This window comes from Streptomyces sp. NPDC059169 (assembly GCF_042755225.1).
In the GTDB taxonomy this organism is placed as follows: Bacteria; Actinomycetota; Actinomycetes; order Streptomycetales; family Streptomycetaceae; genus Streptomyces.
Map to the genome: position 1 here is coordinate 253,277 of NZ_JBHZCF010000001.1, position 11,761 is coordinate 265,037.

The 11,761-nt window shown below is 69.5% G+C and carries 7 protein-coding genes and 1 pseudogene (1 of these 8 only partly in view); 4 read left to right on the forward strand and 4 right to left on the reverse strand.

Annotated features, from left to right (window positions below):
• Nucleotides 1-136 precede the first annotated feature (136 nt).
• The 3 genes from ACFXOM_RS01110 to ACFXOM_RS01120 all read right to left on the reverse strand — a co-directional run bounded on the left by ACFXOM_RS01110 (nt 137) and on the right by ACFXOM_RS01120 (nt 6,752).
• On the reverse strand, nt 137-1,792 hold the full coding sequence (locus ACFXOM_RS01110; protein ID WP_384932051.1) for an ABC transporter substrate-binding protein: 1,656 nt from the start codon (nt 1,790-1,792) through the stop codon (nt 137-139).
• Nucleotides 1,793-2,206: 414 nt separating this feature from the next.
• A complete protein-coding gene (gene typA, locus ACFXOM_RS01115) occupies nt 2,207-4,114 on the reverse strand; it encodes a translational GTPase TypA (protein WP_384932053.1) in 1,908 nt (635 codons plus the stop codon).
• 253 nt (nt 4,115-4,367) lie between these two features.
• On the reverse strand, nt 4,368-6,752 hold the full coding sequence (locus ACFXOM_RS01120; protein WP_385036698.1) for an ABC transporter family substrate-binding protein: 2,385 nt from the start codon (nt 6,750-6,752) through the stop codon (nt 4,368-4,370).
• Nucleotides 6,753-7,070: 318 nt separating this feature from the next.
• On the opposite strand from ACFXOM_RS01120, the gene ACFXOM_RS01125 reads away from it, so the two are divergent.
• From ACFXOM_RS01125 to ACFXOM_RS01140, 4 genes are read left to right on the forward strand one after another with little or no spacing between them, the layout of a single operon-like run.
• The gene (locus ACFXOM_RS01125) at nt 7,071-7,301 is read left to right on the forward strand and encodes a hypothetical protein (protein WP_384932059.1); all 231 of its coding nucleotides are present in this window, start codon (nt 7,071-7,073) and stop codon (nt 7,299-7,301) included.
• Between the two features lie 9 nt (nt 7,302-7,310).
• Complete coding sequence (locus tag ACFXOM_RS01130; RefSeq protein WP_384932061.1) at nt 7,311-8,129, forward strand: hypothetical protein; 819 nt, start codon at nt 7,311-7,313, stop codon at nt 8,127-8,129.
• Nucleotides 8,129-10,093, forward strand: a complete 1,965-nt coding sequence (locus ACFXOM_RS01135; protein WP_384932064.1) for a fumarate reductase/succinate dehydrogenase flavoprotein subunit — start codon at nt 8,129-8,131, stop codon at nt 10,091-10,093. The genes ACFXOM_RS01130 and ACFXOM_RS01135 overlap by 1 nt, the downstream gene beginning before the upstream one ends.
• Entirely contained in the window at nt 10,090-10,866 is a 777-nt protein-coding gene (locus tag ACFXOM_RS01140; RefSeq protein WP_384932067.1) for a succinate dehydrogenase/fumarate reductase iron-sulfur subunit, read from the forward strand. Before ACFXOM_RS01135 ends, ACFXOM_RS01140 begins: the two co-directional genes overlap by 4 nt.
• Before the next feature lie 298 nt (nt 10,867-11,164).
• Here ACFXOM_RS01140 and ACFXOM_RS01145 read toward each other — a convergent pair.
• Nucleotides 11,165-11,761, reverse strand: a pseudogene (locus ACFXOM_RS01145) (SpoIIE family protein phosphatase) (it continues 2,068 nt past the right edge of the window).

Below are 11,761 nucleotides of genomic sequence, written 5' to 3' on the forward strand. Positions count from 1 at the left end.
GAGGGGGGGTGGGGGGGGGGGGGGGGAGAGGGGGGGGGGGGGGGGAGAAAAAGGCGTGTCGTCGTGGGGGTTTCCGGCCCCCGCCACCTCCGGCCCCCCCCGACTCTCATCTGACGGTTGCTCCGCCGGACGCGCCTTACTTCTTGAGAGAGATCTCCTCGAAGATCGGGTCCTCGTTGAAGTTGATGTCGTCCAAGCCGTTGAACTTGTCGGTCGCCATCAGACGGAACTGGGTCCGGTTGAACGTCGGGATGAGCGCCATGTCGTCCATGGCGATCTTCTCGGCCTGCTGGTAGAGCTTGATGCGGGCGCCCTCGTCCTTGGTGGCGCGGGCCTGGTCGATCAGCTTGTCGAAGGTCGGGTTGCTGTAACGGACACGGTTGTCACCGAGCACGTCACCCTTGTCGTCCTTGCCCATCGACTTGGTGTGCAGCAGCGGGTACAGGAAGTTGTCCGGGGTCGGGTAGTCCGCGCCCCAGGCGAAGCGGTACAGACCGTTCGCGCCCTTGGCCTGCTGCTCCTTGAGCATGCCCGGGAAGTCCTTGCCGTTGAGAACGACCTTCAGGCCGAGGACGTTCTCGATCTGCTTGGCGAATGCCTGGATGTACTCCTCGTGGCCCGCGCCGGTGTTGAAGGTGAACTTCACGGTGGTGCCCGGCTTCAGGCCCGCCTTGGCCGCGTACTCCTTGGCCTTGGCCGGGTCCGACTTCAGGCAGGAGCCGCACAGACCCTTCTGGTAGGCGTTCGGGAACGCCGGGGGCACGATGGCGCTGGCCGGGGTCTGGAAGCCCTGGAAGACACCCTTGGCAACGGCGTCGCGGTCGATCGCGTAGGAGATCGCGATACGCGCCTCCTTCGAGTTCAGCGGCGCGGTGTCACCGATCGGCAGGATGTAGTTCAGGCCGTTGGTGTCCTTCTCGAACCACTTTCCCTGCGGCTTGAAGGTGGCCTCGGCCGCCTTCAGCTGCGGGGTGGGGATGTGGGCGTAGTCGAACTCGCCCGCCTGGAAGCCCTCGTACTCGAGCTGCTGGCCGTTGGCGTCACTCAGGAGCTTGATCTCGACCTTGTCGAGCTTCGCCTTCTCCAGACCGTAGTCGTCGTTGCGGACGAGGACGATCTGCTTGTTGTGCTCCCACTTGCCGGAGAGCTTGAACGGGCCGTTGCCGATCGGGGCCTCGCCGAACGCCTTGTCCTCGACACCGACCTTGGCGACCTTGGGCATCGGGCTGTAGGCGTTGTGCGCGGTCTTGAGCTGGAACTCGCAGTCCGGAGCGTTCAGCGCGACCTTGATGGTGCCGGCGTCGGGGGTGGTGACACCGGAGAAGGTCGTGGCCTTGCCGGCCTGGAGCTCGTCATAGCCCTTGACGCCAGCGAAGTGGTAGGCGACGTCGGACGCGGCGGCCTTGTGGGAGGCACGGGCCCAGCCGCGAGCGAAGGCGGCGGCGTCGACGGGCTCCCCGTTGGTGAACTTGGTGCCGCCCTTGACCTTGAAGGTCCACTCGCTGCAGTCGTCGTTCGGCGTGGCGGACTCGGCCAGGGCCGGAACGGCCTTGCCGTCCGGAGTGTTCGCGAACAGACCGGTGAACAGGGCGTTCGCAACCGCGATGCCGCCGGACTCGCTGGCGAGGTCCGGGTCGATGTTCTTGGGCTCGGTGGTGCCCATACGGAACGTACCGCCACCGGCGGCGGACCCCTTACCCTTACCGCCGTCGTCGTTTCCGCCACAGGCGGTAGCCGCCAGGGCGACGAGAACCGCGCCCGCGACCCACTTGGCGCTCTTGGCACCACGCATGGGTTTCCTCCTCATGAGTTGTTCACTTCAAGGAGGGCACAAAAAGATCGCCGACACCCCTGACGGCGATGGCCTTCTCGCGCCCCGAGTGCTCGTGAGTCGGCGCTCCCCACAGCGCGTGACCCATTGACCCGAGCTCAGTGAAGCCAACTATTGAGTACGTTCGGGCCGTAAACCACACTTAAAGAGTCTCGGTTTGACAACATCAGCCGACCCCAGAGGCCCAAAATCCGGACAAAAGGATCACAGACAGACAGCCGCGAAACGGACCGTTAACCCACCTAACGGAGACCCGCAGCCGATATGCGGACACCTGGTGATCCAAAATGGTTTGACACGCATGCGCCGTCGGCGCATGCGGAGCGGCCCCTCGCAGTTGTCACTGCGAGGGGCCGCTCGACGTCTGACCGCGCGTCAGCCGTGCTTGGCGCGGGAGGCGGCACGGGCACGCTCGCGGGCGTCCAGGTTCACCTTGCGGATGCGGACGGCCTCGGGCGTCACCTCGACGCACTCGTCGTCACGGCAGAACTCCAGGGACTGCTCCAGCGAGAGCTTGCGCGGCGGGACGATCGACTCCGCCACGTCCGCCGTGGAGGAGCGCATGTTGGTGAGCTTCTTCTCCTTGGTGATGTTGACGTCCATGTCGTCGGAGCGGGAGTTCTCGCCGACGATCATGCCCTCGTACACCTCGGTGCCCGGCTCGACGAAGAGGACGCCCCGCTCCTGGAGGTTCGTCATGGCGAAGCCCGTGACCGAACCGGACCGGTCCGCAACCAGCGAACCGTTGTTGCGGGTCGTCAGGGTGCCGAACCAGGGCTCGTGACCCTCGTGGATCGAGTGGGCGATGCCCGTACCGCGGGTGTTCGTCAGGAACTCCGTGCGGAAACCGATGAGGCCGCGCGACGGGACGACGAACTCCATGCGGACCCAACCGGAGCCGTGGTTGGACATGTTGTCCATGCGGCCCTTGCGGACGCCCATCAGCTGCGTGACCGCACCCATGTGCTCCTCGGGCACGTCGATCGTCATGCGCTCGACCGGCTCGTGGACCTTGCCGTCGACCTCCTTGGTGACCACCTGGGGCTTGCCGATGGTCAGCTCGAAGCCCTCACGGCGCATCTGCTCGACCAGGATCGCCAGCGCCAGCTCACCGCGGCCCTGGACCTCCCAGGCGTCGGGGCGCTCGGTGTCGAGGACGCGGAGCGAGACGTTGCCGATCAGCTCGCGGTCGAGACGGTCCTTGACCTGACGGGCAGTGACCTTGCGGTCCTTGACCGCGGCCTTGTTGTCCGCACCCTTGCCGGTGCCGCCGCGGCCGACGAGCGGCGAGGTGTTCGTACCGATGGTCATCGAGATCGCGGGCTCGTCGACCGTGATCAGCGGGAGGGCGACCGGGTTCTCCGGGTCGGCCAGCGTCTCGCCGATCATGATGTCGGTGATGCCGGCGACGGCACAGATGTCACCGGGGCCGGCCACCTCGGCGGGCTTGCGGGTGAGTGCCTCGGTCATCATCAGCTCGGAGATGCGGACGTTGGCGATCGAGCCGTCGCGCTTGATCCAGGCGACGGTCTGGCCCTTGCGGAGCTCGCCCTGCTCGACGCGCAGCAGCGCGATGCGGCCGAGGAAGTTGTCGGCGTCCAGGTTGGTGACGTGGGCCTGGAGCGGGGCGCCCTCGTCGTAGGTCGGGGCCGGGATGTGCTCCAGGATGGTGGAGAAGAACGGCTCCAGGTTCTCGCTGTCCGCCGGGACCGTGCCGTCCTCGGGCTTGGTCAGGGAGGCGACGCCGTCACGGCCGCACGCGTAGACGATCGGGAACTCGATCTGGTCCTCGTCGGCGTCCAGGTCGAGGAACAAGTCGTAGGTCTCGTTGACGACCTCGTCGATCCGCGAGTCCGGGCGGTCCGTCTTGTTGATGCACAGGATGACGGGCATCCGCCGCTGGAGCGCCTTGCGCAGCACGAAGCGGGTCTGCGGGAGGGGCCCCTCGGAGGCGTCCACCAGGAGCACGACGCCGTCGACCATCGACAGACCCCGCTCGACCTCTCCGCCGAAGTCGGCGTGGCCGGGGGTGTCGATGATGTTGATCGTGATCGGGGCCCCGCCGTCCTTGGGGTGGTACTTCACCGCCGTGTTCTTGGCGAGGATCGTGATGCCCTTCTCACGCTCCAGGTCGTTCGAGTCCATGACCCGGTCGTCGACGGAGTCGAGCTGGTGCGCGGCGAAGGCACCGGCCTGCTTCAGCATGGCGTCGACGATGGTCGTCTTGCCGTGGTCGACGTGGGCGACGATGGCGACGTTGCGGATGTCGTGGCGCGTGGGCATGGGTGGCGTGCGCTTCTCTCGGATCGTGGGATGCGGCGTCTGTTTCCTCAATACGCCCGCCGGGCGGACGCGCCACGGCTGAGTCCCATGGTACGGGGCCGCCGCGCGAAGCGGTTCCCGCCCCGAACCGGTGCCGGATACGGCCCTGCCCGCCCGAGGTGCCGGCGGGCAGGGGAACGTGCTGTTCCTGGTGGTCACGGCCCGCCGTCGGGGCCGGATGACCTCTCTTCGGGCTCCACCGCATTTCCGTGGGTCACGAGTGGTTCTTGCCGTTCAACGCCGCCTTGGCCTTCCTGAAGCCGATGTCCTGGTAGCGCGGGGTCGCGAAGCCGAAGGCGCCCGCATTGGCGAGGTCGTGCTTGGCCGCCACCAGCTCCGGCCGCTGGAAGAGCGGGATCGAGGCGGCCGCCGCCCAGATCCTGGCGTCGGCCTGCTTCATCAGCTCCCGGGCCGCGCCCTCGTCCAGCTCGGAAACGGCCTGGTCGAAGAGCTGGTTGATACGGTCCGTGCCCACCCGGGTGTAGTTCTGTTCCACCAGCAGGGAGCCGTCGCTGGCCGGTACCGGCTTGGCGAAGATCGGCCGCGCGTCGGTCGCCGGGAAGGCGGAGGCAGGCCAGGAGAAGAGCGCCAGGTCGTAGGCACCGGACGCGATGTGGTCCTTGAAGTAGCTGTCGTCGGCGACCTTGGTGATCTCCGTGCGGATGCCGATCCTCTCCAGCATCCTCACGATCTCGTCACCGACGAGACGCGACTGCTCGGAGCCGGGGCCAGCGGGCAGGACGAAGCGCAGGGTCAGCTCCTTGCCGTCCTTGCCCAGCGGGCCCGGGACCGGGGTCTCCTCGCCCTTCCCCGGGGCCAGCGTGCCCCTGGGTGCGTAGGCACCCGCCACGGGGCTGCCCTCGTCCGGCGCGACACCGGGTGCGGCGGCCCCGGGCCGCGCGTACATGCCGTGCCCGGCCGCCGGGCGCTGCACGGCGGGGGGCTGCACGGCGGGGCTGCCGGACGCCGGGGCGGCCGCCGCCGGTGCCGAAGCCGGTGCCGAAGCCAGCGCCGAGGGGCTTCCCGCCGCGGGCGCGGGCGCCGTCGGCGGGCTGCTCACGGCCGGGCTGCCGACGCCCGTGCCCGCGGCGGCCGGACTGCTCACCACGGCTCCGGGCGCGGGCGAGCCGCTCGCCGCGGGGCTGCTCGCCGCGGGGGTCTGCTCGGGCCCCGCCTTCGTGTCGGGCCGTCGCGTCGGCGCGCCTTCCCGGGTCCAGCCCGCATCGGCGAGGAGCGCCTGTGCCTCCTCGGTGTCCTGGCCGCCCAACGCGCCGCTGTTGTCGGCGTAGCCCGCCTGCCCGGCGAGCGCGAGATGGCTGCCGACGGGCCGGGCCGGCAGCCCCAGCGGCTTGAGAGCCGTCTCGGCGAGCTTCTCGCGGTCCAGGGCGCGCGCCACGGCGCGCCGCACCCGGTCGTCCGCGAGTGGGCCGGACTCGCCGTTCAGTGCGAGCTGGGTGTAGGCGGGCTCCAGGGTCTTGCGGACGTCGAACGCGCGCAGGGCCACCTGCTCGGCGGCGAGGTGCTCCAGGGCGGACTCGTTCCTCTCCCGCCCGAGCCCGGTGGCGCCCGCACGGTCCGCCGGCGCTCCCGGCGCGGGCGGCAGGGTCTTCAGCGACTTGGTCGGTGGTGGCGCCGCCGCGCCTCCCTGTGCCCCCGCGTTGCGCGCGGCCACGGCGATGCGGTCCGCGACGCCGCGGTCGATCTCGGCCAGGTCGACCGCTCCGGTGGCGAGCGCGGCGGCGCGCCGGCCGAAGGGCACGGCGCGCAACACGAGCGCGTCCACCTTGGCCGGCGCCCCCCACCACCGGGGGTTGCGGACGAGGGTGACGGCGCCGCCCTTCGTGTCGACGGACTGCAGTTGGAAGGGGCCGGCGGAGAGCGGCAGCTTGGACCGTGCACCGTCGTTGAAGGAGGCCGGCGTCCCCATGACCTCCTTCGGGTACAGCGGGGTGAAGAGCGACTGCCAGTCGGCGTAGGGCTTGGCGAAGGTGACCCGGACCTCCAGGTCGCTCGCACCGCGCTCGATCTTCTCGATCCGGTCGTAGCCTGCGTTGCGCGCCGTCCAGTACGCCGAGTCCTGGCCGCTCAGGGCGCGCCACTGGGCGACGAAGTCGGGCGCCCCGATCTCCCGTCCGTTGTTCCAGACGGCCTGCTGGTTGAGCTTGTAGAGGACGACCTGCCGCGGCTCGCGCTCGACGACCTTGGCGGACTCCAGGTAGTCGGCGTTGCGCTGGGGTCGGCCGTGCTGGTCGAGGGTGTAGAGCGAGGGGAGCGCCGCGCCCGCGACGCGCACGGTGGCGTCGTCGGCGTCGGCTTGGAAGGCATTGAGCGTTGCCGGTACGGCGTCGACCGCCCAGCGCAGGGTTCCGCCCTGCTCGATCTGGTCGCGGGCGGCCGGGGCGATGTCGATCGGAGCCTGGGCGGCCGCCGCATCTTCGTCGTCCGTGCTGCAGCCCGCCAGCAGCGGGAAGGCGAGCGCACCGCTCGTGAGGAACGCCAGGGAGCGCAGGGCGCGGGTGCGGGGCGTCCGGGAACGGGATGTGCGTGTGCGAGGCGTACGGGAGCATGCCCTCCCGCCCGGGGCGCCGACACTGGACATGGCTTCTACCCCTTCATCCACTTGCATGGCGATACGTATGATGTAGGCGATTCATTGAATTTTGAGATGATCACACCTATTGCGCATACACTGAACGTGACGGATGGCGGGGTGCGACGCCGACACGACGAGGCGGCCGGCAAACGCCACCCGTGCGGCCCAATGGGGGCGCCCCTTACGGGTGGCGCGCACGGCGAATCGGTGCACACGCCTTCACAACAAGGGACGTGACGCGCAACACTCGCAGGCGCACACAGAGCCCTCTGGGGACACCCCCAGAACCGCATGCCACCGCGACCGCGGAAGTGAGGGCAATACATGTCCCTGCAGGACGATTTGACAGCGGTCAAGCGTTGTCTCGACGACCTGGTCCGAACGGTCGATCGGCTGGAGCGGAGCCTCACGCAGGTGCGTGAGGACGCCACCCGTGCCCAGTCGGTCAACCGCCCCGAAGACCTGGTCACCATTCCCGACACCCCGTACGACAGCACGCTGTGGACGGATTCGGACGACGAAGGCCTGGGTGCGCGCGACCGGCACGCGCCCTAGGAGACTTCGTTGGCCACAGGCACCGAACCTCACACCGATACAGGCGTGCACGGCGCCTCACGCGCCGCCATCGCCCCCCGCCACCTCAGGACCGACCGCTGGTGGCTCGCGCCCGCCGCGACCGCGGCGGGGCTGCTCGCCTTCATCGTCTACTCGACCTGGCGGGCCTTCGCGAACAGTGACTACTACGCGGCGCCGTACGTCTCGCCGTTCTACTCACCGTGCCTCGCGGAGAACTGCGTTCCGATGAAGGGCGGTCCCAACTGGGAGGTCTTCGGCAGCTGGTGGGGGCTCTCCCCCGCCCTGCTGATCCTGATCTTCCCGCTGGGCTTCCGCCTGACCTGCTACTACTACCGGAAGGCCTACTACCGGGGCTTCTGGGCGTCGCCCCCGGCCTGCGCTGTCGCCGAGCCGCACACGAGGTACTCGGGCGAGACCCGGTTCCCGCTGATCCTGCAGAACCTGCACCGGTACTTCTTCTACCTGGCACTGCCGGTCGCGGGCATCCTCACCTACGACACCGTGCTCGCCTTCCGAGACGAGAGCTACGCGTGGGGGCACATGGGCCTCGGCACCCTGGTCTTCCTCGTCAACATCGTGCTGATCTGGTGCTACACCCTCTCCTGCCACTCCTGCCGCCACATCATCGGCGGGCGGCTGCGGCACTTCTCCAAGCACCCGGTGCGCTACCGCTTCTGGGGCTGGGTCAGCAAGCTGAACGAACGCCACATGCTGCTCGCCTGGGCGTCGCTCGTCAGCGTCGCGCTCGCCGACTTCTACGTCTATCTGCTCGCCAGCGGTGTCTTCGACGATCCGAGGTTCTTCTGATGACTGAGCTCGACCGGCAGCAGTGGGACGTCGTCGTCGTGGGTGCGGGCGGCGCGGGACTGCGGGCCGCCATCGAGGCTCGCGAGCGGGGCGCCCGCACCGCGGTGATCTGCAAGTCCCTCTTCGGCAAGGCCCACACCGTGATGGCCGAAGGCGGCATCGCGGCCTCCATGGCGAACGTCAACGCCCACGACAACTGGCAGGTCCACTTCCGCGACACGATGCGCGGCGGGAAGTTCCTCAACCAGTGGCGGATGGCGGAACTGCACGCCCAGGAGGCTCCCGACCGGGTCTGGGAGCTGGAGACCTGGGGTGCGCTGTTCGACCGCACCAAGGACGGCAGGATCTCCCAGCGGAACTTCGGCGGACACGAGTACCCGCGCCTCGCCCACGTCGGGGACCGGACCGGCCTGGAGCTGATCCGGACGCTCCAACAGAAGATCGTCTCCCTGCAGCAGGAGGACGAGCGCGAGTTCGGCGACTACGAGGCACGGCTGAAGGTCTTCCAGGAGTGCACGGTGACGCGGGTGCTCAAGGACGCCGGGGCCGCCGACGGCGACTCCTCGGGCCATGTCTCGGGGGTGTTCTGCTATGCGCGCGAGTCCGGACGCTTCTTCGTGCTGGAGGCACCCGCGGTGGTTCTGGCCACCGGCGGCATCGGCAAGTCGTTCAAGGTGACCTCCAACTCCTGGGAGTACACGGGCGACGGGCACGCACTGGCGCTGCTCGCCGGTGCGCCGCTGATCAACATGGAGTTCGTCCAGTTCCATCCGACCGGGATGGTCTGGCCCCCGTCGGTGAAGGGGATCCTGGTCACCGAGTCGGTGCGCGGCGACGGAGGGGTGTTGCGCAACTCCGACGGCAAGCGGTTCATGTTCGACTACGTCCCCGACGTCTTCAAGGAGAAGTACGCCGAGACGGAGGAGGAGGGCGACCGCTGGTACGAGGACCCGGACAACAACCGCCGACCGCCCGAACTGCTCCCGCGTGACGAGGTCGCCCGGGCGATCAACGCCGAGGTGAAGGCGGGCCGCGGCTCGCCGCACGGCGGGGTCTTCCTCGACGTGTCCACCAGGATGCCCGCAGAGGTGATCAAGCGCCGGCTCCCGTCCATGTACCACCAGTTCAAGGAACTGGCGGACGTGGACATCACCGCCGAGCCGATGGAAGTCGGACCCACCTGCCACTACGTGATGGGCGGCATCGCCGTCGACTCGGACACCGCCGCCGCGATGGGCGTCCCCGGGCTGTTCGCCGCGGGCGAGGTCGCGGGCGGTATGCACGGGTCCAACCGGCTCGGCGGCAACTCGCTCTCCGATCTACTGGTCTTCGGCCGCCGTGCCGGACTCCACGCGGCGGAGCACGCCGTCGGCCTCGCGGGCGGACGGCCGTCCGTCGACGAGGCGCAGATCGATGCGGCAGCTGCGGAAGCGCTCCGGCCGTTCACCGCGGAGGGCCCCGAGACCGGCGCCGCCCCGGAGAACCCGTACGCCCTGCACCAGGAGCTCCAGCAGACCATGAACGACCTGGTCGGCATCATCCGTCGCGAGGGCGAAATGGCGCAGGCCCTGAAGAAACTGGCCGATCTCCGGGGCCGTGCCCGTCGCGCAGGGGTCGAGGGCCACCGCCAGTTCAACCCGGGCTGGCACCTCGCGCTGGACCTACGGAACATGCTGCTGGTCAGCGAGTGCGTCGCCCGGTCCGCCCTGGAGCGCACCGAGAGCCGCGGTGGCCACACCCGCGAGGACTACCCCGCGATGGAACGAGAGTGGCGCCGGGTCAATCTGCTGTGTCGGCTGGCCGGCTCCCCCGTCGCCCCGGCGGCCGGGGACACCACGGGCCCGGCGCGCGGTCAGATCCACCTGGAACGGAAGACGACGGATCCCATTCGCCCCGACCTGCTCGCCCTCTTCGAAAAGGAGGAGCTGGTCAAGTACCTCGCCGAAGAGGAGCTGTACGAATGAGCACGTACGACGCTCGGTTCAGGGTGTGGCGGGGCGACCAGGGGGGCGGTGGCCTCGCGGACTTCACGGTCGAGGTCCACGACGGCGAGGTCGTGCTCGACATCATCCACCGGCTGCAGGCCACCCAGGTCCCGGACCTCGCAGTGCGGTGGAACTGCAAGGCGGGCAAGTGCGGTTCGTGCAGTGCGGAGATCAACGGTCGGCCACGGCTGATGTGCATGACCCGGATGTCGGTCTTCGACCGGGCGGAGACCATCACGGTCACCCCGCTGCGGGCCTTCCCGGTGATGCGCGACCTGGTCACGGACGTCTCGTTCAACTACGACAAGGCACGTGAGGTCCCCTCCTTCGTGCCGCCCCCGGGGGTGGCGGCCGGTGACTACCGCATGCAGCAGACCGATGTCGACCGCTCGCAGGAATTCCGCAAGTGCATCGAGTGCTTCCTGTGTCAGGACACCTGCCACGTGGTGCGCGACCACGAGGAGAACAAGGCGGCCTTCGCCGGTCCGCGCTTCCTGATGCGCGTCGCCGAACTCGACATGCACCCCCTCGACGCGGCCGAGGACATCGGCCTGGACCGCAAGCGCACGGCGCAGGAGGAGCACGGCCTCGGCTACTGCAACATCACCAAGTGCTGCACGGAGGTGTGCCCCGAGGGCATCCACATCACGGACAACGCCCTGATCCCGCTCAAGGAACGCGCGGTGGACCGGAAGTACGACCCGCTGGTGTGGCTGGGCAGCAAGATCCGGCGGCGGAACGCGGGCTCCTGAGCCAGCGCGCCACGCGCCGGGGCGGGCCACCGGGCCCGCCCCGCCGGGACGCCGCCGGGTGCGGCGGGGGAACGACGCACAGGAGCACGGGCGGTGCGGCGTCGCTCCGCCGCGGCCACTTCAGGCGCGGGCCGAAGCGTCACGCACCGGCGCGCCGCAGCCCTGCCTCCCGGTCGTACGTCGAGTCGGCGTACCGGGACCTCACCGCCCCACGTCGCCCACCGGGTGGCGGATCGCCGGGAGGGCCGGCGATCGGCGTCGCGAGGCGTCGACCGACGACGGACTCCGTTCCGAGCGGTCAGAACATGCTGAGCAGTTGCTCCACGCTCGGCTCCGCCGTCGGGCTCCCGTCCGGCAGGGCGAGTTCGAACCAGACGGTCTTGCCACGGGGGGTGCGTCGCGAGCCCCAGGCGGCACTGAGCAGGCCGACCAATTGCAGCCCGCGACCGCCCTCGTCGGTGTCCCGGGCGCGCCGCCGCCGCGGCTGGACCAGCCCGGCGTCCCACACCTCGCAGACGAGGGTCCGGTCGCGCAACAGTCGCAGCCTAATCTCCCCTTCGCCGTAGCGCAGCGCGTTGGTGACGAGTTCGCTGACGAGCAGTTCGACCGTGTCGACGAGCGGTTCGAGTTCCCAGGCGACCAGTTGCGCGCGGGCCAGCTCACGGGCACGGCCCACGGACCGCGGCTCGCGTGGCAGCCGCCAGTCGCCCACCGCCTCGGTCGGCATCCCCTGGATGCGGGCCATCAGCAGGGCGATGTCGTCCTCTCCGTGCCGGGTGTCGAGCGTGTTGAGGACGTGGTCGCAGATGTCCTCCAGGGAGCGCGCAGAGGCGGGGGGGGGGGGAGGGGGGGCCTATGGCACCGCCCGGCCGCGGCCATAGGCAAACAGCAGGGA

Excerpts from the sequence above, each read along its gene's own strand:
- ACFXOM_RS01110 (WP_384932051.1), bottom strand. The coding sequence starts at position 1,792 with ATGCGTGGTGCCAAGAGCGCCAAGTGGGTCGCGGGCGCGGTTCTCGTC.
- typA (WP_384932053.1), bottom strand. The coding sequence starts at position 4,114 with ATGCCCACGCGCCACGACATCCGCAACGTCGCCATCGTCGCCCACGTC.
- ACFXOM_RS01120 (WP_385036698.1), bottom strand. The coding sequence starts at position 6,752 with ATGTCCAGTGTCGGCGCCCCGGGCGGGAGGGCATGCTCCCGTACGCCT.
- ACFXOM_RS01125 (WP_384932059.1), top strand. The coding sequence starts at position 7,071 with ATGTCCCTGCAGGACGATTTGACAGCGGTCAAGCGTTGTCTCGACGAC.
- ACFXOM_RS01135 (WP_384932064.1), top strand. The coding sequence starts at position 8,129 with ATGACTGAGCTCGACCGGCAGCAGTGGGACGTCGTCGTCGTGGGTGCG.
- ACFXOM_RS01140 (WP_384932067.1), top strand. The coding sequence starts at position 10,090 with ATGAGCACGTACGACGCTCGGTTCAGGGTGTGGCGGGGCGACCAGGGG.